The organism is Nocardia barduliensis, assembly GCF_013315795.1.
Taxonomy (GTDB): domain Bacteria; phylum Actinomycetota; class Actinomycetes; order Mycobacteriales; family Mycobacteriaceae; genus Nocardia; species Nocardia barduliensis.
Genome location: NZ_JABLTE010000002.1, coordinates 108,064 through 128,977 on the forward strand (window position 1 = coordinate 108,064; position 20,914 = coordinate 128,977).

20 protein-coding genes are annotated in these 20,914 nt (G+C 69.5%); 14 read left to right on the plus strand and 6 right to left on the minus strand.

Features of this window, described 5'->3' with window-relative positions; all coding sequences use genetic code 11:
* Window positions 1–149: 149 nt before the first annotated feature.
* The 9 genes from HOV91_RS01825 (at window position 150) to HOV91_RS01865 (ending at window position 9,460) form a co-directional block, all read left to right on the plus strand.
* Window positions 150–890, plus strand: a complete 741-nt coding sequence (locus HOV91_RS01825; protein ID WP_246349709.1) for an MlaE family ABC transporter permease — start codon at window positions 150–152, stop codon at window positions 888–890.
* A 40-nt stretch (window positions 891–930) separates the two neighbouring features.
* Window positions 931–1,749, plus strand: coding sequence for an MlaE family ABC transporter permease (locus tag HOV91_RS01830; RefSeq protein ID WP_174183720.1), 819 nt, complete (start codon window positions 931–933; stop codon window positions 1,747–1,749).
* Between the two features lie 9 nt (window positions 1,750–1,758).
* Window positions 1,759–2,961 carry an MCE family protein gene (locus HOV91_RS01835; RefSeq protein ID WP_246349682.1) on the plus strand — a complete coding sequence of 401 codons (1,203 nt, stop codon included), beginning with the start codon at window positions 1,759–1,761 and terminating at the stop codon, window positions 2,959–2,961.
* Complete coding sequence (locus HOV91_RS01840) at window positions 2,958–3,980, plus strand: MCE family protein (protein ID WP_174183645.1); 1,023 nt, start codon at window positions 2,958–2,960, stop codon at window positions 3,978–3,980. The genes HOV91_RS01835 and HOV91_RS01840 overlap by 4 nt, the downstream gene beginning before the upstream one ends.
* Window positions 3,981–3,982: 2 nt before the next feature.
* Window positions 3,983–5,017, plus strand: coding sequence for an MCE family protein (locus tag HOV91_RS01845; RefSeq protein ID WP_174183646.1), 1,035 nt, complete (start codon window positions 3,983–3,985; stop codon window positions 5,015–5,017).
* Entirely contained in the window at window positions 5,014–6,252 is a 1,239-nt protein-coding gene (locus HOV91_RS01850; protein WP_174183647.1) for an MCE family protein, read from the plus strand. Before HOV91_RS01845 ends, HOV91_RS01850 begins: the two co-directional genes overlap by 4 nt.
* Window positions 6,253–6,254: 2 nt before the next feature.
* Window positions 6,255–7,391, plus strand: a complete 1,137-nt coding sequence (locus tag HOV91_RS01855) for an MCE family protein (RefSeq protein ID WP_174183648.1) — start codon at window positions 6,255–6,257, stop codon at window positions 7,389–7,391.
* A 2-nt stretch (window positions 7,392–7,393) separates the two neighbouring features.
* Window positions 7,394–8,842 (plus strand): MCE family protein, encoded by a 1,449-nt coding sequence (locus tag HOV91_RS01860; RefSeq protein WP_174183722.1) that lies wholly within the window; start codon window positions 7,394–7,396, stop codon window positions 8,840–8,842.
* Between the two features lie 147 nt (window positions 8,843–8,989).
* Entirely contained in the window at window positions 8,990–9,460 is a 471-nt protein-coding gene (locus HOV91_RS01865) for a DIP1984 family protein (RefSeq protein ID WP_174183649.1), read from the plus strand.
* Window positions 9,461–9,686: 226 nt separating this feature from the next.
* Here the strand turns inward: HOV91_RS01865 and HOV91_RS01870 are convergent, their stop codons facing one another.
* Genes HOV91_RS01870 through HOV91_RS01890 form a run of 5 tightly spaced genes read right to left on the minus strand, consistent with a single transcriptional unit; the run spans window position 9,687 to window position 14,333 of the window.
* Complete coding sequence (locus HOV91_RS01870; RefSeq protein WP_174183650.1) at window positions 9,687–9,929, minus strand: hypothetical protein; 243 nt, start codon at window positions 9,927–9,929, stop codon at window positions 9,687–9,689.
* The gene (locus tag HOV91_RS01875) at window positions 9,929–10,600 is read right to left on the minus strand and encodes an SRPBCC family protein (RefSeq protein WP_174183651.1); all 672 of its coding nucleotides are present in this window, start codon (window positions 10,598–10,600) and stop codon (window positions 9,929–9,931) included. Before HOV91_RS01875 ends, HOV91_RS01870 begins: the two co-directional genes overlap by 1 nt.
* Before the next feature lie 16 nt (window positions 10,601–10,616).
* On the minus strand, window positions 10,617–11,117 hold the full coding sequence (locus tag HOV91_RS01880; RefSeq protein ID WP_174183652.1) for a (2Fe-2S)-binding protein: 501 nt from the start codon (window positions 11,115–11,117) through the stop codon (window positions 10,617–10,619).
* Window positions 11,110–11,985 (minus strand): FAD binding domain-containing protein, encoded by an 876-nt coding sequence (locus HOV91_RS01885; protein ID WP_174183653.1) that lies wholly within the window; start codon window positions 11,983–11,985, stop codon window positions 11,110–11,112. Before HOV91_RS01885 ends, HOV91_RS01880 begins: the two co-directional genes overlap by 8 nt.
* Window positions 11,982–14,333 (minus strand): xanthine dehydrogenase family protein molybdopterin-binding subunit, encoded by a 2,352-nt coding sequence (locus HOV91_RS01890; RefSeq protein ID WP_174183654.1) that lies wholly within the window; start codon window positions 14,331–14,333, stop codon window positions 11,982–11,984. Before HOV91_RS01890 ends, HOV91_RS01885 begins: the two co-directional genes overlap by 4 nt.
* A 373-nt stretch (window positions 14,334–14,706) precedes the next feature.
* Between HOV91_RS01890 and HOV91_RS01895 the strand changes: the two genes are divergently transcribed.
* Complete coding sequence (locus HOV91_RS01895; RefSeq protein ID WP_174183655.1) at window positions 14,707–15,795, plus strand: XdhC family protein; 1,089 nt, start codon at window positions 14,707–14,709, stop codon at window positions 15,793–15,795.
* A gap of 79 nt (window positions 15,796–15,874) precedes the next feature.
* Here HOV91_RS01895 and HOV91_RS01900 read toward each other — a convergent pair whose 3' ends face one another.
* A complete protein-coding gene (locus HOV91_RS01900) occupies window positions 15,875–16,708 on the minus strand; it encodes an SDR family oxidoreductase (protein ID WP_174183656.1) in 834 nt (277 codons plus the stop codon).
* A 91-nt stretch (window positions 16,709–16,799) separates the two neighbouring features.
* Between HOV91_RS01900 and HOV91_RS01905 the strand changes: the two genes are divergently transcribed.
* The 4 genes from HOV91_RS01905 to HOV91_RS01920 are packed head-to-tail and all read left to right on the plus strand — an operon-like array spanning window position 16,800 to window position 20,812.
* Entirely contained in the window at window positions 16,800–18,377 is a 1,578-nt protein-coding gene (locus HOV91_RS01905) for a methylmalonyl-CoA mutase family protein (RefSeq protein WP_174183723.1), read from the plus strand.
* Window positions 18,377–18,775 carry a cobalamin B12-binding domain-containing protein gene (locus HOV91_RS01910; protein WP_174183657.1) on the plus strand — a complete coding sequence of 133 codons (399 nt, stop codon included), beginning with the start codon at window positions 18,377–18,379 and terminating at the stop codon, window positions 18,773–18,775. The genes HOV91_RS01905 and HOV91_RS01910 overlap by 1 nt, the downstream gene beginning before the upstream one ends.
* Before the next feature lie 37 nt (window positions 18,776–18,812).
* Window positions 18,813–19,769, plus strand: coding sequence for an LLM class F420-dependent oxidoreductase (locus HOV91_RS01915; protein WP_174183658.1), 957 nt, complete (start codon window positions 18,813–18,815; stop codon window positions 19,767–19,769).
* Window positions 19,766–20,812 (plus strand): CaiB/BaiF CoA transferase family protein, encoded by a 1,047-nt coding sequence (locus HOV91_RS01920; RefSeq protein WP_174183659.1) that lies wholly within the window; start codon window positions 19,766–19,768, stop codon window positions 20,810–20,812. Before HOV91_RS01915 ends, HOV91_RS01920 begins: the two co-directional genes overlap by 4 nt.
* Window positions 20,813–20,914 lie beyond the last annotated feature (102 nt).

The window sequence follows — 20,914 nt, forward strand, 5'->3', positions numbered from 1 at the left end:
AATGGCATTTTCCACCACAGAGAGGGTGATTAATGCGATCCCAGGCGAAGGCGCCGCCCGCCGTCACCGGGCGCGGTGCGACGGGGGGTAACCGGCTGCTGCCGGGGCGGAACGTGCGGGCCACGCTCGGGCGCGCGGCGGCGGGACCGATGCAGGCCGTGGGAGGACTGTTCGCGATGTCGGCGGACGCCGTGCGGTTCCTGTTCCGCAGACCGTTCCAGACCAGGGAGTTCCTCGAGCAGTCGTGGTTCATCGTGCGCGTCTCGCTGGTGCCGACGCTGCTCGTGGCGATTCCGTTCACCGTGCTGGTCAGCTTCACCCTCAACATCCTGTTGCGCGAACTCGGCGCCGCCGACCTCAGCGGCGCGGGCGCCGCGTTCGGCGCGGTGACGCAGGTGGGCCCGATGGTCACCGTGCTGATCGTCGCCGGGTCCGGCGCGACGGCGATGTGCGCCGATCTCGGCTCACGCACCATCCGCGAGGAGATCGCGGCGATGCAGGTACTGGGCATCGACCCGGTGCAACGTCTGGTGACGCCCCGAATGCTCGCCTCCGGCTTGGTGGCGTTCCTGCTGAACAACCTGGTGTGCATCATCGGCGTGATCGGCGGCTACGTGTTCTCCGTCTACGTGCAGGACGTGAATCCAGGCGCCTTCGCCGCCGGGATCACGCTGCTGACCGGGATCGACGAGGTGGTCATCTCCTCGGTCAAAGCGTTGCTGTTCGGCCTCGTGGCCGGCCTCGTCGCCTGCTATCGAGGGTTGATCGTGACCGGCGGGGCCAAGGCCGTCGGCAACGCGGTCAACGAGACCGTTGTCTACGCCTTCATGTCCCTGTTCGTGATCAATGTCGTCGTCACGGCGATCGGCATCCAGATGACCGTCCGGTGAAGGAGCGGCGCTCGTGACCCTCATCGCGCGCTATCCCCAGATGATGCACCGGATCCGGCGGCCGTATCGAGCGTTGAGCCGGATCGGCGACCACGCCATCTTCTATCTGAAGGCGCTGCTGTGCGCGCCCTTCGCCGCCTGGCACTACCGCAGGGAAACGGTCCGGCTCATCGCCGAGATCAGCATGGGTTCCGGGGCGCTGGCGGTGTTCGGCGGGACGGTGGTGATCGTCGGGTTCCTGACCTTGGCCACCGGCGGCACGCTCGCCGTCCAGGGCTACAGCTCGCTGGGCAACATCGGCATCGAGGCGCTGACCGGCTTCCTGTCGGCGTTCATCAACGTGCGCATCTCCGCGCCGGTGGTCGCGGGCATCGGACTGGCCGCGACCTTCGGTGCTGGCGCCACCGCCCAGCTGGGCGCGATGCGGATCAACGAAGAGATCGACGCGCTCGAATCGCTCGCGATCGAACCGATCCCGTACCTGGTCGGCACCAGGATCGTGGCGGGCATGATCGCGATCGTCCCGCTGTACGCGCTGGCGGTCATCGCCTCGTTCATCGCGAGCAGGCTGACCACCGTGGTGCTGCTCGGTCAGTCCGCCGGGCTGTACGACCACTATTTCGGGACCTTCCTGAACCCGATCGACCTGGTGTGGTCGTTCGTGCAGGCGATCTTGATGGCGTTGACGATCCTGCTGATCCACACCTACTTCGGTTTCTTCGCCAGCGGAGGTCCCTCGGGCGTCGGCATCGCGGTGGGTAACGCGGTCCGCACGTCGCTGATCGGCGTCGTCTCGGTGACGCTGCTGGTTTCGCTGGCGGTATACGGCGCCAACGGCAACTTCGATCTGTCCGGCTGAGAGGTGCCGATGTCATCGACGATGAAGTCGCTCGCCGCGCTGTCGCGTGTGCTGGTGCGCCCCGCGGCCGGGCTGGCCTCGATCACGCTGGGCATCGCGGTGATCAGCCTGAGCGTGACCATGTTCAATGGCGGGTTCGCCGACACCGTGCCGGTGACGGTGCTGTCGCCGCGCGCCGGTCTGGTGATGTATCCGGACGCCGACGTCAAGATGCGCGGGGTCACCGTGGGCAAGGTCGACAAGATCGAGGAACGCGCCGACGGCCTGGCATCCATCCGGTTGGCGATCGACGCCGGACAGCTGGATCTCATCCCCGCCGACGTGCGGGTCGACATCGCCTCGACGACGGTGTTCGGTGCGAAATTCGTGCAGTTCGTCCCACCGGAACGCCCTGCGTCGCAGGCTATGCGCGCCGGACAGGTGCTCGCGGCCGACCACGTCACGGTGGAGATCAACACCGTCTTCCAGCAGCTGACCGCGGTGCTGGGCCGCATCGAACCGGAGAAGCTGAACGAGACGCTCGGCGCGATAGCAGCCGCGACCGGCGGGCGCGGCGACAGATTGGGGCTCATGCTCGGCGACCTGGAGAACTTCCTCGCCCAGCTCGAACCGGGACTGCCCGCTCTGCGCGCCGATCTCGCCGCGGCGGCGCAGGTGCTGAACACCTACGCCGACGCGGCGACCCCCTTGCTGGACACCGCCCGCAACACCGCCGCGATCAGCCGGACGATCGTGGACGAACAGCGCAATCTCGACGCCATGTTGACCGGGGTGATCGGCTTGTCCGACATCGGCGTCCAGGTGCTCGGGGACAACCGCGCCGCGCTGGACACCGCCCTCGCGGCGCTGGTGCCCACCACGACGCTGACCAGCGAGTACCACGAGGCGCTGACCTGTGCGCTCGACGGCTTCGGGTGGCTGTCGCGATCGAAGCCGGTCGACGTGCCCGGGCTCGGGCTGTCGGCGAACTTCCTGTTCGGCACCGAGCCGTACCGGTATCCGCGGCACCTGCCGAAGGTGGCCGCCACGGGCGGTCCGCAATGTTCGGTGCTCCCGGTCCCGTACGAGGGCCGGCCGCCGTTCGTCGTCGCCGACACCGGGGCGAACCCGTTCGAGAAGGGAAACCAGACCGTGGAGCTGAACGTGGGCAACCTCCCGCAGGCGCTGTTCGGTCCGTTCGCCGGACAACCGGGGCAGGAGGCGCCTCGATGACGCCGCGCAGTTCACCGCTGCTGAAGTTCGGCGTCTTCGCCGCGGTCATGCTCGTGCTGTCCGCGTTCCTGGTGCTCGTGTTCGGCGAATACCGGACCGGGTCGCGGGTCGAGTACGCCGCCGTGTTCACCGATTCCTCCGGGCTGCGCTCGGGCAATACCGTCCGCATCGCCGGCGTGGAGGTGGGCAGGGTGCGCACCGTCTCGCTGCGCGACGACCACAAGGTCAGAGTGACCTTCGACGCCGAACGCGGCGTCGCGCTGACCAACGGCACGGCGGTGGCCGTGCGGTATCTCAATCTCGTCGGCGACCGCTACCTCGAACTGTCCGACACCCCCGCGGCGACCGGAATCCTGGCGGCTGGCTCGGAGATCCCCGTCGAGCGGACGTCCCCCGCGCTCGACCTCGACCTCCTGCTCGGCGGCCTGAAGCCGGTGATCCAGGGGCTGAACGCGCAGGAAGTGAACACGTTGACCTGGTCGCTGCTGGAGATCTTCCAGGGCAAGGAGGGCACCCTCGACTCGCTGCTGTCGCGGACCTCCTCGTTCACCACCGCGCTCGCCGGCCACACCGAGGTGATCCAGCAGGTGATCGACCGCCTCGGCGCCGTCATGGCGACGCTGGCGAAAGACGGCGAGAAGTTCGCGGGCACCATCGACCGGCTCGAACAACTGGTCACGCAGCTGTCCCAGGAGCGGGACCCGATCGCCGAGGCCATCGTCGCCCTCGACAACGGCACCGCGACCATCGCCGACCTGCTGACCCGCGCCCGGCCGCCGCTGGCGGGCACCGTCGATCAGCTCGCGCGGCTGGCGCCGCTGGTCGACCAGGACAAGCAGCTCGTGGACGACGCCTTGCACCGGGCGCCGGGGAACTTCCGCAAGCTGGTGCGCACCGGTGCCTACGGCAATTTCGTCCAGTACTACATCTGCGCGGTCACCGTCCGGGTGACCGACGACGCCGGGCAGGTGGCGGTGCTGCCCTGGATCGAACAGAAGACCGGAAGGTGTAGCGGGTAGCGATGCTCGAGTACCGCGGAAGTCATCTGGCCAGGCACGGCGTGATCGGCGTCGTGCTGGGTGTCTGCCTCATCCTGATCGGTCTCCAGTCCCAGAAGTTCATCGAATGGGCGACCACCGTGCGCTACCAGGCTGTCTTCACCGAGGCGGGCGGGCTCGCCGTGGGCGACGAGGTGCTCGTCTCCGGCATGCGAGTGGGCCGGGTGTCGGAGGTGTCGCTGCGCGGGGGCGACGCCTGGGTGACGTTCGCGGTCGACGAGACGATCCGGCTCGGTGACGACAGCGCGGCGCAGATCAAGACCGGTTCGCTGCTGGGCAAGCGGGTACTGACGGTGATCTCCGCCGGGGAGGACACCTTGCGGCCGCTCGGCGTCATCCCGCTGGAGCGCACCTCCTCGCCCTACTCGCTGACCGACGCGGTCGGCGATCTGACCACCACTGTCTCGGAGATCGACACCGACTCGCTCAACCGGTCACTGGAGCTGCTCTCCTCGACGCTGGATCGCATCGCGCCGCAGCTGGGGCCGGCCTTCGACGGGGTGACCCAGCTGTCACGCTCGATCAACAGCCGCGACAGTTCACTGCGGGACATGCTCAGGACGACCGCCCATGTCACCGAGACCCTCGCGCAACGCGGCCAGCAGCTGAACGCCCTGATCCTGAACGCCAATGCACTGCTCGGCGTATTGGCCGCGCGCCGTCAGGCGATAGTCGACCTGCTGGCCAATATCGCCGCCGTGGCCGAACAGCTCACCGGCCTGGTCGCGGACAACGAAGCCGACCTCGCGCCCACGCTCGCCCGGCTGAATTCGGTGGTGGCGATGCTGGAGAAGAATCGCGACAACATCGCCGCGGCGATTCCAGGTCTGGCGAAAGTCGCGCTCACCCAAGGCGAAGCCGTGTCCGGGGGGCCGTTCTACAACGCCTACGTCGCGAACCTGATCCCGGCCCAGCTCATCCAGCCGTTCATCGATCAGGCCTTCGGCATCCAGCCGCCCAGCCAGTTCCCTCTCCCGAGCCCGGAGCCGCCCCGATGAAGAAGCGAATCCTCGGTATCGCCGGTGTGGCGGTGGTCGTCTCGCTGGTCGTCACCGGCGCCTATCTCGGATACCGTAACCTGTTCGGCCCCAAGACGATTCACGCGGAGTTCGCCTCCGCCACGGCGATCTACACAGGCGACGATGTGCGCGTGGCCGGGGTCCGCGTCGGCCGCATCGCCGCGATCCGACCGCGCGGGACGAGCACCGAGATGGTGCTGGAGGTCGACCGCGACGTGCCGATCCCGGCCGACGCCAAGGCGGTGATCGTCGCCCAGAGCCTGGTCGGCGCCCGCTACGTGCAGCTGACGCCCGCCTACCGCGCGCAGGGGCCGACGCTGCCCGACGGTGCGGTCATCCCGCTGGAGCGCACCGCCGTCCCCGTCGAATGGGACGAGGTGAAGACCCAGCTCACCAGGCTGGCCACCGAACTCGGCCCCGGCATCGATCTGGCCGGCAGCGCGACCGGCCGTTTCATCGACAGCGCGGCGAACGCGATGGCCGACAACGGCGCGAAGTTGCGGCAGACGCTGGCGCAGCTGTCCGGAATCGGGCGGGTGCTGGCCGACGGCAGCGGCGACATCGTCGGCATCATCGCCGACCTGCAACACTTCGTGACGGTGCTGCGCGACAGCGACGTGCGGATCGTCGAATTCCAGCATCGGCTGGCCAGCCTGTCGAGCGTGCTGCACGACAGCAGATCCGACCTGGATGCCGCGCTGACCGAGTTGTCCGTCGCGGTGGGGGAGGTCCAGCGGTTCGTCGCCGCCAACCGGGACGGCGCGTCCGAACAGGTGCAGCGCCTGGTGAACGTGACCCAGAATCTGGTCGATCACCGCGCGGACGTCGAGGAACTGCTGCACATATTCCCCACCAGCATCGCCAACTTCTACAACATCTACAACCCCGACACCGCGACCGAAGCGGGCGTATTCGTCCTGAACAACTTCTCCGATCCCGTGCAATTCGTATGCTCGTCCATCGCCAGCCTGGAGAAGACGACCACCGCGGAGGCGGCGCGCAAGTGCCGCGACTATCTCGGCCCGGTGCTCGGATTACTGAACTTCAACTATCTGCCGTTCCCGGTCAACCCCGTGCACGGTCCGAGCGCGCGCCCGGAGAGCCTGATCTACACCGAAGACCATCTGATCCCCCAGGTGGTCACGGCCGAGGGGCCGCCACCGCCGCCCCTGCCGAGCCTCGCGGACATCCTGTTCCCCGGCGGAAGGCGTTGACCATGAGAACATTTCCGCGCCGCGGCTGCCCTCCGCTGCTCGCCGTGAGCGCCTGCGCGCTCCTGACGCTCACCGGATGCGGATGGCACGGAGTGAACTCGCTGCCGCTGCCGGGCGCTCCCGGACAGGACGCGGGGGCGACCGTCATCCAGGTGGACATGGCGAATGTCGGTACCTTGGTGGCGAATTCGCCGGTGCTCGTCGAGGACGTGGTGGTCGGCAGCGTCAGCGGTATCCGGCTCGACGGCTGGCACGCGGTGGTGGAGGCGTCGATCCGCGCCGACGCCGCGGTGCCCGCGAACGTCGTCGCGACGATCGGGCAGACCAGCCTGCTCGGGTCCAGTCACCTCGCGCTGAACACCCCCGCGGGCGTCGAACCGTCCGGCAGGCTGGCTTCCGGTACCCGGATCCCGCTGAACAAGTCCTCGACCTATCCGTCCACCGAACAAACCCTGGCGTCGCTGTCGGTGGTCGTCAACGGCGGCGGACTCGGTCAGCTCGGCGAGATCATCGGCAACTTGAACGACGCTTTCGACGGCCGTCAGGAGCAGATCGGTGCGCTGCTGGTGCGCCTGGACACGATCATGGGCGTCATCGACGGTCAACGCGACGACGTCATCGCCTCGATCACCGCGCTCAACCGGCTGGCCGGACAGTTCGCCGAGCAGCGCGACGTGGTGACCGAGACCCTCGAGCGGCTGCCGCCCGCGCTGGACGTGCTGCTGGCCCAGCGGCCGAACATCACCGCGGCGCTGGATCGGCTGCGCACCTTCAGCGACACCGCCACCGCCGTGGTCACCGACGTCCGGACCGATCTGCTGACGAACCTGCGCAACCTGGAACCGACGCTGCGGGCGCTGGCCGACGTCGGCCCGCAGATCGACGCGGCGCTGGCGTACGCGACAGTATTCCCCTACGGCCAGAGCGTCATCGACCGCGCGGTCCAGGGCGACTACCTGAATTTGTTCGCGACAGTCGATCTCACTGTGCCGCGGCTGAAACGCGAAATGCTGCTCGGCACGCCGTGGGGCGATCCGACCGCCGTGGTGCAGGCGGCCGTGGGCGACCCGGGCTACGCGCAGCAGACCTCGGACCCGCTCGGAGTCGGGATCACGCCGCCGACCACCGGAGGCCGCTGATGCTGCTGTCCCGTTTCGTCCGCGTCCAGTTGACGATCTTCGCGGTCCTGTCGGTGATCGGGCTGACCGCGATGGCGACGGTCTACATGCGCCTGCCCGATCTGGCCGGTGTCGGCACCATCAGCGTGTCCGTCGACCTGCCCGCCACCGGGGGCCTCTACCGCTTCGGCAACGTCACCTACCGTGGCGTCGAGATCGGTGAGGTGAGTTCGGTCGAGCTGACCCGCGACGGCGTGCGCGCCACCCTGAAGATCGACAGCGACTACGACATTCCCGCCGATCTCACCGCGGAGGTGCGCAGCGTGTCCGCGGTGGGCGAGCAGTACGTCGAGCTGCGGCCCCGCACGGACGCGCCGCCCTACCTGCGCGACGGTTCGGTGATCGAGCGCCGGCACACCGCCGTCGCGCAACCGGTCGGTCCCATGCTGGACTCGCTCAGCGATCTCGTGGGCAGCATCCCCACCGACAAGCTGCACGAACTACTCGACGAGCTCTTCCAGGGCATGCACGGGGCCCACTACGATCTGGACTCCCTGCTGACCTCGGCGCGAACGCTCGCCGCCGACCTGAACGGCGCCGGTGGCCGGACCCGCACACTGGTGGAAGACGCCGGGCCACTGTTGGATTCGCAAGTGCGCTCCGCCGACGCCATCCGCATCTGGACGCGCAGCCTCGCCGGGGTCACCGGTCAGGTCGTCGCCAACGACCCGCAGGTCCGTACGCTGTTGCGTTCCGGCCCCGGATTCACCGGGGAGGTGGCGCACCTGCTGGATTCGGTGCAGCTCACGCTGCCGATCCTGCTGTCGAACCTGACGACTGTCGGGCAACTCGGCGTGACCTACAACGCCGGCCTGGAGCAGATCCTGGTCCTGCTGCCACCGGCGATCTCGATGATCCAGGCCGTGCAACCGAATCGGAACGCCTCGGGTCTCGGCCTCGGCGACTTCCGGTTGGGCGGCATCTCCGATCCGCCCGCGTGCACCGTCGGATTCCTGCCGCCGTCGGCCTGGCGATCGCCGGAGGAGACCGACACCATCGACACCCCGGACGGGCTGTACTGCAAACTGCCCCAGGATTCCGACATCGCCGTGCGCGGAGTGCGCAACATCCCGTGCGCGAACAACCCCGCCAAGCGGGCGCCCACCGCGGCGCTGTGCAACAGTGACCAGGAGTTCCAGCCCCTCGCGACCGAACAACCCCTGCTCGGCCCCTATCCGCGCGATCCAGGACTGGAAGGCCAAGGCATTCCGCAGGACTCCCGCCGGGCTCCGGGCGCGCCACCACCGGCCGCACCGGCGTCGGCGCCCGCCGACCCCGCAACCCCTTCGATCGGCTTCGCGCGCTACGACCCCAGAAGCGGGAACTACCTCGGCCCGGACGGCCGTCTCTACCAGCAGAGCGACCTGGCGTCCTCGACCGGCCGAACCTGGACCGACATGCTGCCGCACTGACCGCGCGAGGCGGAATCGGCTCCGGTGAGTACCGACGGCAGCGCGCCGGGAGCCGGGACCTCGCCACTGGGAAGCTTATTCGCGTGACTCGACCCTCGGCATGATCGATACTCGACCTGCACGAGTCGATGTCCGGAGGTAGGGGATTTGAAGCTGGCGGAGGCGTTGGCATTGCGCGCGGATTCGGCGCGCCGGATCGAGCAGTTGCGTGCCCGCATCGTGAGCAACGCGCGCTTTCAGGAGGGGGAGGAGCCCGCCGAGAACGCGGCCGCTCTGCTCGCCGAGGCGGGCGAGGTGCTCGAGGAATACGAGACGCTGATCCGGCGCATCAATCGCACCAATGCCGCCGCGCGGATCGATGACGAGGGCACCTTGACCGACGCGCTGGCCCGCCGGGACGCGTTGCGGCTGCGGCACTCCTTGGTCACCGCCGCGGCGGACGCGGCAGCGGGCAAGGGGCAGCCGGGGTACGCGCGCCAGCTGCGGTCGGAGCTGAAGATGTTCTCCGCGTTGCCGGTTGCCGAACTGCGTGAGCGGGCCGATGACGTCGCCCGGGAACTGCGCGAACTCGACGTGCGCATCCAGCGCTCCAACTGGGAGGTCGAGCTGCTGGACTGAGCGGGGACGTGGAGCAGGTAGTCATCACGGAGGCGTGCACGAACCCGATTGGCCGACGGGATATTCGGCCACTTTCTCGGCGCACGAGGGGCAGTGCGAAGGGTTCGACTCCCTTCCTCACACCGCAGCCCAGCAATGCGCACAAGAGACAGTGCACAGCACACAGCACACCACCATGTGCAGATCCGTGACGACGAGGGCGGGTAAGGGGCACTCCACTCTTCGCTCAGTCCCAGAGTTCGCCGCAGGGTAGGGGCGGCAGGTCGGGGCGCACGTTGTCGTCGACGGTGACGACGAATCCGCCGTGGGCGCCCAGCTCGGCGACGACATCCGCGATCTGCGCCGCGCCCGCCTGGTAATCCACCGCCAGAGCGCCGGTTTCGATGTGGATGTGCCGGATGTGGCGGCTCTGCGCGCTCACGTTCCGCGGCCGATCCCCGGCGAGCGTCGTCGGAGCGGGCAGGGACATCAGGGTTCCGATCGTGCGGAGCGTTTGCGCAGCAGGAGGGCGAAAAGCAGGATCAGGCCACCGGCGAGGGCCAGTCCGCCCAGTCGCGTCGCGCTGCCCGCACCGGCCGCTTGTAACAGGTCGATCGGCTCGGCCGACCGGCGTGGCGCGGTCCGCGTGGACGAGGCGGCGTCCGGCGCCGCCGAGAGGACCCGCGGCTGCGCGTCCGGCACCGGAGCGGCCTGCGCCGACGCGGTGATCTCCGCGGCGAGGTTGGTGGCGAACTGGCCGATGAGCGTGCCCGCCACATCGGCGAGCGCGCCACGCCCGAATTGCGCCGGCTTGCCGGTGATCGCGAGGTCGGTGTCCACGAAGACGTCCGTGGTCGCGCCGGATTCGACGAGGCGGCAGGTGATGGTGGCCTTGGCCGTTCCGTTGCCGCGGGTTTCGCGCCCGCGCCCCTCCAGGACGGCGATCCCGGCGGCCTCGTCCTGCGAGACGACCTTGATGACACCGCTGTAGCTCAGCCCCACGGGTCCGAGCTTGACCTTGATCTTGCCGTGGAAGTCGTCGCCGTCGCGGGAGGTGATGGCGGCGCCGGGAACGCAGGGGGCGATGCGCTCCAGATCGAGCAGCGCCTGCCAGGCCTGCGCGGCCGGAACCGGAATGGTGAAGGTGTTGTCGAGTTTCATGGAAGTCCTTCGCTGCTCACGCCTGCGGTGCGGTGGGCGTCTCGGCGTTCATCGAATCGGCGGCGGCGCGGACCGCGCGCACGATGCCCTGATATCCGGTGCACCGGCACAGGTTCCCGGAGATGGCCTCGCGGATCTCCGTCTCGGTGGGGTCGGGGTTGTCGCGCAGGAAGGCGGTGGCGGACACGATGAAGCCGGGGGTGCAGAATCCGCACTGGAGCCCGTGCTGTGCCCGGAATGCCGCCTGCACCGGCGAGAGTTCGCCGTCGGGCCCGGCGATGCCCTCGACGGTGGTGAGTTCGGCGCCGTCGGCCTGCACGGCGAACAGCAGACAGGCGCGCACCGCCTGTCCGTCGAGCATGATCGTGCAGGCGCCGCACACGCCGTGCTCGCACCCGAGGTGGGTGCCGGTGAGGCCGCACTTGTCGCGCAGATAGTCGGCCAAGGTGAGCCGGGGCGGCACGCGGTCGCGGCGCAGGGCACCGTTGATGCGCACTTCGATGTCGACGTCAGTCATTTCCGGCCTCCTCTACGGCGCGTCGCCACGCGCGCGCCACCATTGCCGCTCCGACCCGGCGCCGGTAGTCGGCGGAGCCGTGCACATCCGACGAGATCGCCTCCAGTCCGGCGGTCGCGCTGCGGCCGACCTCCTCGGCCCGCGTCGCCTCGACGGCGCGACCGATCAGCTCGGTCTCCGTCTCGGTGGCCCGCACCGGCGTCGGCGCCAGCCCGAACAAGCCGATCGCGCACCGCTCGACGCGGGAGTCGGCGTCCAGCCGCACCGCCACCGCGGCGCCCGCCATCGCGAAATCGCCACTGCGGCGGGTGAATTCCTCGATGGCCCAGCCGCACCGCCCGTGCCACGTCGGGAAGACGATGCCGGTGACCAGCTCGTCCGGCTCCAGGTCGGTGGTCCACATGCCGGTGAAGAACGCGGAGGCCGGGACGGTGCGCCGTCCGCGCGGGGAGAGTGTCTCGATGTCGGCGTCGAGAGTCAGGGCCACCACCGGATATTCGGCGGCGGCGTCGGCGTGCGCTATCGCGCCGCCGATCGTGCCGCGGTTGCGGATCTGGAAGTGCCCGATGAGCGGCGTGGCCCGTGCGAGCAACGGCACCCCGCGGCGGACGTCGTCGGACCGGCCGACCGCGGCGTGCGTCGTCCCGGCGCCGATCCGGACGGCGTCCGCTCGCGTTTCGATGCCGCGCAGTTCGTCCACGCGCCGGAGGTCGACGAGATGCTCGAACACGGCCAGCCGCAGCGCCAGCATCGGCACGAGGCTCTGCCCGCCCGCGATGATCTTGGCTTCCTCGCCCAGTTCGGCCAGGAGGGTGACGGTCTCGCCCGCGGTCGCGGGCGCGTGGTACTCGAAGGTAGCCGGTTTCATGCGGGACCCTTTCCGGCGGCGCGCGCCTCGTCCAGCAGTGCCACGATCGTGGCGGGGGACAGGGGCAGTTTCGAGATCTCCACCCCGAACGGCGAGAGCGCGTCGATGACGGCGTTGAGCACGGCCGGGGTGGCCCCGATGGCCCCGCCCTCGCCGACGCCTTTGAAATTGCCGGGTCCCGGGCTCGGCGTCTCGACGTGGCCCACCTCGATCGTCGGCGCTTCGGTCGCCGTGGGCAGCAGATAGTCCAAGAAGGTGGTCGTCACCGGATTGCCGCTCTCGTCGTAGGCCAGGTGCTCGTAGAGCGCGCCGCCGATGCCCTGCACGGTGCCGCCGTAGATCTGGCCTTCGACGACGTTGGGGTTGATCATCGGGCCGCAGTCCTCGCTGACGATGTAGCGCAGCAGCTTCACCTCGCCGGTCTCGATGTCGACCTCGCAGGTGCACACGTGGGTGGCGTTGGCCCAGATCGCCAGCTGCGGGGTCTTGTAGCGTCCGCTGGCCTCCAGCCCGGGCGGCACCCCGGGCGGCAGCGCGTCGGCCTGGAAGTACGCGATCTCGGCGATCTCGGCCAGCGACAGCCCCTTGTCGGGCGTCCCGCGCACGGTGGCCCTGCTGCGGCCGAACTCGATGTCCTCGGGGCTCGCGCCCAGCCGGTGGGCGGCGATCTTCAGGATCCGTTCCCGCAGGATGGAGGCGGTCTGCGCGATGGCGCCCGCGGTCATCGAGCCGGACCGGCTGCCGCCGGTGCCGCCGCCGAAGGGCGTGATCGCGGTGTCGCCCTGGATGGTTCGCACATCGGTCAATTCCGCCCCGAGCGCGTCGGCGGTCAGCTGCACGACGGTGGTCTCCAGGCTGTTGCCCGCCGAGCCACCCGCGACGTAGACGTTCACCTTGCCGCTCGGCTCGATGCGGATGGTGGCGCCCTCGGTGCTCAGGAACGGGCTGCCACCGGTGGTCGGCTCCACGTAGGTGCAGGTGCCGACGCCCAGGTAGCGGCCGAGGGCGCGCGCTTCGCGCTGCTGCTCGCGGAAGCCCTCGTAGTCCAGCATCCGGACCGCCTGCTCCAGCGTCTCGAGCGGTGAGATGTTGTCGAAGGTCATGCCGTTCGGGTTGGCCCACGGCAACTCGTCGCGGCGCAGCATGTTCCGCCTGCGCAGTTCGATCGGGTCGATGCCGATCTGCCGGGCGGCATGGTCGAGCAAGATTTCGCGGGCCACCGATTCGAACTGCCACGGACCTCGGTAGGCGAGCCGGCCGACGGTGTTGGAGTACCGGAATTTCGCGGTGAAGGAGGCGTCGGTGATCCGGTACGGCCCGGGGAAGAGGATCCCCACCACGACGCCGCCGGTGAGCGGCGACGGCGTCGGGTAGGCGCCCACGTTCTGTACGTGGTCGATCGCGGCGGCGAGGATGTTTCCTTCGGCGTCGAAGGCCATCCGGACATCGGCGTGCTCGTGGCGCGACATGCCCGCGGCCATCAGGTTCTCCTGGCGGTCCTCGATCCACTTCACCGCGCCGCCGAGTTTGCGCGCGGCCAGCAGAACGCAGGCGTCCTCGCGCAGCGGGACCTGTTTGAGGCCGAATCCGCCGCCGGTGTCGCGGGCGATGACGCGCACCTGGTGTTCGGCGATGCCGAGCAGCCGGGCGCAGAACCCGCGCACTTCGTGCGGTGACTGGGTGGAGCTCCAGATCGTCATCTCCGCGGTCGGCGCCGACCAGTCCGCGATGATCCCGCGCGTCTCCAGCGGGACCGGCAGGTACGCCTGCTGAAAGATCGTCTGCCGCACGACATGCGCGGCCGAATCGAACAGCGGCGCCAGATCGGCGGCGGGGCGCCCGCCCAGTTCGCCCGCGGAGTTCCCCGCGAATCCGGCGTGCACCAGGTTCGGTGAGTCCGCCGCGGTGACGTAGTCGACCACCGGTTCCAGCGGCTCGTAATCGATGACCACCAGTTCGGCGGCGTCCTCGGCCACATACCGGTCGACCGCGATCACCAGGGCCACCGGGTCGCCGACGAAGCGAACCTCCTCCTCGGCCAGTGGCGGCCGGGGCACCGGAGGGAAGCCGACGATGTCGAGCGCGTAGGAGATCTCGTGGACGCCGGAATTGAGGTCAGCGGCGGTGTAGACGGCGAGCACGCCGTCCAGTTCCAGCGCGCCGGAGACATCGATCGCTCCGATCGTGGCGCGGGGAAGGGGGCTGCGGACGAAACACGCGTGCGCCATGCCCGGACGGGTCACGTCGTCGACGAAGGTTCCCGCGCCGCTCACCAAGCGCGCGTCCTCGATCCGCGGCACTCGGGTGCCGACGACACCGGTCGTGGTGGTGGGTTCGGTCTGGGTCATCGGTGGGCTCGCAGCGGGCGTGGGCCGGACTCGCCGCGAGGCGGCCTGGTGGATGTCATCCGGTTGATCCTCCGTTCACCTCGGGCGCCCGCGGGCGCGCACGAGTGGCGGTCGTTGTCCTCGGAGCGTCCGGACCTCGTGCGCGGCGCCCCGGCCGGAGGCGGGGAGCAGGGTCGGCCCGCGTACCGGAGCGGCGATCGGTTGCCGCTCGCGGATGCCGAGCACGTGTTTAGCATCGGGATTCGCACGGTGTCAACTCCGCCTATGTCGGAAATGAATATGACGCTAGTATTGCAAGAGAATAGCATTCTCGTCGCGGTGCCAGGAGAAAACGCCGTGTGGGCGGGGCCGACGATTGCCGAAAGGGATCATCATGCGGGAACTCGCTGCGCATCTGCTGCGCTGGCATGTCGCGAACACCCCCTATGCGCTCGCCACCGTCGTGCGCGTGACCGGCAGCGCGCCCCGGCCGGCCGGGGCGACCATGGCGGTGGACGCATCCGGGAACGTGCGCGGCAGCCTGTCGGGAGGGTGCGTGGAGGGCGCGGTCTACGAGCTGTGCCAGGAGGTGCTCGAATCCGGCGAGCCTGTTCGCCGGACCTACGGCTATAGCGACGCCGACGCCTTCGCCGTCGGGCTGACCTGCGGGGGAGAGTTGGACATCTTCGTGCATCGGATCACGCCCGCGGAGTATCCGGCCGTCGAAGCCGCACTCGATCCCAGCGGTCCGATGGCGTTCGTGCGCGACCTGTCCTCCGGCGTGGTGGCGGCGCTCGGGCCCGAGAGCGCCACGGGCGCGGACTTCGATCGCGCGGTGGTGCGCGAGGCGCGCGCGATGCTCGACACCGGCGCGACCGGGGTGCGCGTCGTGGGCTGCGCGGACCGGGAGCGCACGGTGTTCGTCGAGTCCTTCGCACCTCCGCCGCGCATGCTGATCTTCGGCGCCACCGACTTCGCGGCCGCGTTGTGCCGGGTCGGCCGGTTGCTCGGATACCGGGTCAGCGTGTGCGAGGCGCGTCCGGCCTTCGCCGACCATGCCCGGATGCCGGACGCCGACGAGGTGGTCCGCGATTGGCCGCACCGGTACCTGCGGCGCACTCCGGTCGACGCGCGCACGGTGATCTGCGTCCTGACCCACGACCCCAAGTTCGATATCCCGGTGCTCACCGAAGCCCTGCGTCTGCCCGTGGCCTACGTGGGCGCGATGGGCTCACGGAAGGCCGACCGGGATCGCCGGGTCCGGTTGCGCGCCGCCGGGCTCAGCGAACACGAACTGCGACGGCTGCATTCGCCGATCGGCCTGGAATTGGGTGGCCACACGCCGGAGGAGACGGCCGTGTCCATCGGCGCCGAGATCGTCGCCGTCCGGCGCGGTGGCTCCGCACGGCCGCTTTCCGCCACCGAACGACCCATTCATGCTGGGGAACTGCGAGTCGCGACAGGGCACGCGATCGGGAATTAACGCGCGGGAATAGTCGCGAGTGCGATTGCGGCACTGGGAATATCGGCGGGCGGCCGGTCCGCGGGGGCGGGTTGGTCGCTCAGTCCAGAAACAGGTCCGGCGTGGGGTTCTCGCCACCGCCGTACCCGGACAGATCATCGATCCCGGCATACAGCGACAGCGCGTCCGCGTCGATGAAGCAATTGCCGGTGACCTCTTTCGCAGGGCGGGTCAGGATCGTGAGAGCGGCGTCGGCCATGATCCGCGGGCTGCGGGCGGAGGCGAGCTGCCGCTCGCCGTCGGGCAGGTTCGCGACCGCCGAGGTGGCGATGTAGGTCTGCGGCCACAGGCAGTTGAAACCAATCCCGGCCTCGGCGAATTCGGCTGCCCAGCCTTGGGACAGCATAGTCATCCCGTACTTGGCGAGAGTGTAGGCCGGGTGGGCGCCGAGCCAGCGGGGGTTCAGGTTCACCGGCGGCGCGATGGTCAGCACGTGCGGGTTGGCCGAGTCGCGCAGCTGCGGCAGGCAGGCCTGGGTCAGCAGGAACATGCCGCGGATGTTGATGTCCTGCATGAGGTCGAACTTCTTGACCGACAGCCGCTCGGTGGGTTCGGTGGCGATCGCGCTGGCGTTGTGCACGCAGACATCGATGCCGCCGAACCGCTGCACGGCGGTCTCGACTACGCGCCGCACGTCCGTTTCGTCGCGCACGTCACCGACCACGGCGGCGGCTCGCCCGCCCGCGGCTTCCACTTCGGCGGCCGCGGTGTAGACGGTGCCCGGCAGCCGGGGGTGTGGTTCGGCGGTCTTGGCCAGCAGCACCACGTTGGCGCCCGCTTCGGCGGCGGCGATGGCGATCGCCAACCCGATGCCGCGGCTCGCTCCGGACACCACCACGGTGCGGTCGGTCAGCTGTCGGTGCTGGTCGGACATCGTTCTCCTCGGTCGTGGCGGGCGGTCGCACCCGGCCCTGTCCCCTGAATGGTATTGGCATTCTCCTTTTACGCAAGTACCGTATTCAATGATGAACAACCAAGTGCAGACCTCGTCCGGCATCCCGCTGGAGCCGAGCTACGGACCGGACGCCCGGCGCGGTGAACCACCCGCACCGGGCGCCTACCCCTTCACCCGCGGCAACTTCGCCACCGGCTACCGGGGACGGTTGTGGACGTTCCGGCAGTACTCCGGCTTCGGTACCGCCGAGGAGTCCAACCGCCGCTACCGCTACCTGCTGGAGCAGGGCGGTACCGGGCTCTCGGTCGCGCTCGATCTGCCCACCCAGTGCGGGTACGACTCCGACGATCCCGAGGTGAGCGAGGAGGTCGGCCGGGTCGGCGTCGCGGTGGACACCCTCGCCGACGCGGAGGTGCTCTTCGACGGCATCCCGCTGGACCGGATCAGCACCAGCTTCACGATCAACGGCACCGCCGCGATCCTGCTGGCCTTCTACGTGGCCGCCGCGGAGAAGAAGGGCGTGCCGCGCGCGAAACTCACCGGCACCATCCAGAACGACATCCTCAAGGAGTACGCCTCGCGCGGCACCTGGATCTGGCCGCCGGAGCCGTCGCTGCGGCTGATCGCCGACACCATCGAGTTCTGCGCGGCCGAGGTGCCGCGATTCAACGCGATCTCGGTGGCGGGCGCGCACTTCCGCGACGCCGGTGCGAACGCCGTGCAGGAGATGGCCTTCACGCTGGCCGACGGCGTCACCTACTGCGACACCGTGATCGAACGCGGCCGGATGACGATCGATCAGTTCGCCCCGCAGATCTCGTTCTTCTTCTACACGCACGGCGACTTCTTCGAAGAGATCGCGAAATACCGGGCCGGGCGCCGCCGCTGGGCCACCATCGTGCGCGAGCGGTATGGCGCGACCACCGACAAGGCGGCGATGTTCCGCTTCGGCTGCGTGGCGGGCGGCGCGTCGCTCTACGCGCCGCAGGCGCGGAACAACCTGGTTCGCGTCGCCTACGAGGCGCTGGCCTCGGTGCTCGGCGGCGTGCAGTCGATGTTCACCGCCGCGTGGGACGAGCCCTTCGCGCTGCCCAGCGAGGAATCCGCGACGCTGGCGCTGCGCACCCAGCAGGTGCTCGCCTACGAGACCGGGGTGACCAGAGTGGCCGACCCGCTCGGCGGCTCCTACTTCGTCGAGGCGCTCACCGACGCCACCGAAGCCAAGATCGTCGAGATCATGCGCGACTTGGAGCAGCACGGCGGCATGGTGCGCTGCATCGAGGACGGTTACCTACAGGGTCTGATCGCCGACGAGGCCTACCGGCTGCACCAGGCGGTGGAGTCGGGCGAGCGTCCGGTAGTGGGTGTGAACACATTCGTCTCCGACGAGCCCGCACCGGATATCGGCACCTACGAACTCGACGCCGACGGGCGCGAACGGCAGTTGAAGCGATTGGCCCGAGTGAAGTCCGAGCGCGACGCCGCGACCGTCCGCGACACCCTGGCCGCCCTGTCGCGCGCCGCGGAAGGAGACGACAACCTCATGCACCGCCTCATCGATTGCGCCAACGCCTACTGCACGGTCGGCGAGATGACCGCCGCGCTGAAATCGGTGTGGGGCGAATTCCAGCAGCCGGTGGTCTTCTGATGCCCGCCCGCGTACTGGTCGCCAAACCCGGTCTGGACGGGCACGATCGCGGCGCCAAGATCGTCGCCCGCACACTGCGCGACGCCGGGTTCGAGGTCGTCTACACCGGGATCCGCCAGCGGGTCGAGGACATCGTCGCCATCGCGCTGCAGGAGGACGTGGCCGTCGTCGGCTTGAGCATTCTCTCCGGCGCGCACGTCGCGCTCACCACGCGGGTGGTGGACGCGCTGCGCGCCGCGGACGCGGGCGACATCGCGGTCGTCGTCGGCGGCACGATCCCGCAGGCGGACGTGCCGCGGCTGCTGGAAGCCGGTGCCGCCGCGGTGTTTCCGACCAGCACCCCGCTGGAGACGCTCGTCACCGAGATCCGCGCGTTGACCGGGCACCCGGCGCCATGACCGGCCGCCTGCCGAATCGACACAGTTTGGAGGAATCGTGCGCATCGGAGTGATGATCGGGCCGGAGAAGGGGGACTCCGGGCGCAAGCTCGAACGAATGCTGCGCGATATCGAATGGGCCGAGTCCGCTGGGATGGACACGGCGTGGATCCCGCAGATCCCCACCGATTTCGACGCGCTGATCACGATCGCCGCGATGGGGCTCGGCACTTCGCGCATCGAATTGGGCACCGCGGTCGTGCCGCTGCAAGCACAGCATCCGATCGCCCTGGCTCGGCAGGCGCTCTCGGCGCACGCCGCGGCCGGTGGCAGGCTGGCGCTGGGCGTCGGGCCGTCGCACCACTGGATCGTGCGGGACATGCTCGGCCTGCCCTACGACAAACCGGCCGCCTACACCAGGGACTATCTCGAGGTGCTGAACGCGGGACTGCGCGGGCCGGGCTCGGTGGACGTGGAGAACGCCACGTTCACCGTGCACAATCCGCTCGATCTCGGGCCGGTGGCGCCAGTGCCGGTGCTGGTCGCCGCCCTCGGGCCGGTGATGTTGCGCATCGCGGGGGAGTCGGCCGACGGCACCGTGCTGTGGATGGCCGACGAGCGCGCGATCGCCGACCACGTCGTGCCGAAGATCACCAAGGCGGCGGCGGACGCGGGCCGGCCTGCTCCCCGTGTGGTCGCCGGGTTGCCGGTGTGCCTGTGCGAGCCGGGCCGAGTGGACGAGGCGCGCGAGCGGGCCAACCGCATTCTGGGTGAGGCGGAGATCTCGCCCAACTATCAGCGACTGTTGGATCAGGGCGACGCCCGCGACATCGGCGATCTGTGCCTCGCCGGTGACGAGACGCAGATCGCGGCCGGGCTGCGCCGCTACGCGGAGGCGGGCGCCACGGACATCTCCGTGCGCCTGCTGCCGATCGGGGAGACCCGGGACGAACTGGTGGCGTCCAAGCGCCGCACCCGGGAGATGATCGCCGAGATCGCCAGGGAGTTGCGGTGAGCCCTGAGGGCTCCGGACCTCTCGACGGGATCCGGATCCTGGAGGTCGGCACCATGCTGGCCGGTCCGTACGCCACCATGATGCTCGCCGACCTGGGCGCGGAGGTCACCAAACTGGAACCGGAGGGCGGCGACATCTCCCGCCAGGTGAGCAACAGCTACTTCGCGAGCCTCAACCGCGGCAAACGCAGCATTCGCGTCGAATTGGGCAGTGCGCACGGTCAGGCGCGGCTCGGCGAACTGGTCGCGGGGTCGCACGCGCTGCTGGTGAACCTGAAACCCTCGGCGATCCGGCGGCTCGGTCTCACCTACGACGCGCTGCGGCGGTGGAACGAGAAGATCGTGTGCGTCGCGATCACCGGCTACGGCCTGCACGGCGGGGACGATCCGGCGTTCGACTACGTGATCCAGGCGGCGGCCGGGATCGCCGCCCTCACCGGCGATCCCGCGGGCCCGCCGACGCTGCCGGGGTACTCCTCGGCGGACAACTCCACCGGTCTGACGGCCGCGCTGGGGCTGCTGGCCCAGATCGTCTCCGGTCGCGGCGGCCAGATCGACGTGTCGCTCTACGAGGTCATGCTCTCGCAACTGAACTACCACGCGGCCGCCTACCTCAACGAGGGGAAGCGGCCGCAACGCCGCCCGCACGGAGCGCACTCGTATTACGTTCCCGCCCAGATTTTTCCGACGGCCGAGGGCTATCTGGCGCTGTTCGTCACCCACGACGGCTTCTGGAAGACTTTCGCCGCGGAGGCGGGCGTCGACGGGTTCGAGCTGATGGCCGAGCGGGTCGCCCGTCGCGCGGAGGTACTGGCGGCGGTGACCGCCGCGCTGGCGGCGGATACCGCGACCGGCTGGGAAGCGCGGCTGCGGCCGCTCGGCATCCCCGCCGCCGCGGTCCGCGAGCTGCCGGAGGCGCTGGAAGCCAGCCCCGAGGCCGTGGTGACCGCGGGCGCCTTCCGGCTGGTCGGCAGCCCCATCCGGATCGCGGGCTACGAGCCGGTGTACGCGTCTCCGCCGCGGTTGGGTGAACACGGAAGCTGAGGCACACTAGCCGGGTGTCACGTCGAGTGCGTCGGCGCGGCCGTTCACGCTGCTGCGGCGGGTAATTGTGCACTGAGCGCGGCGTAGTCGTGTCTGCCGAGT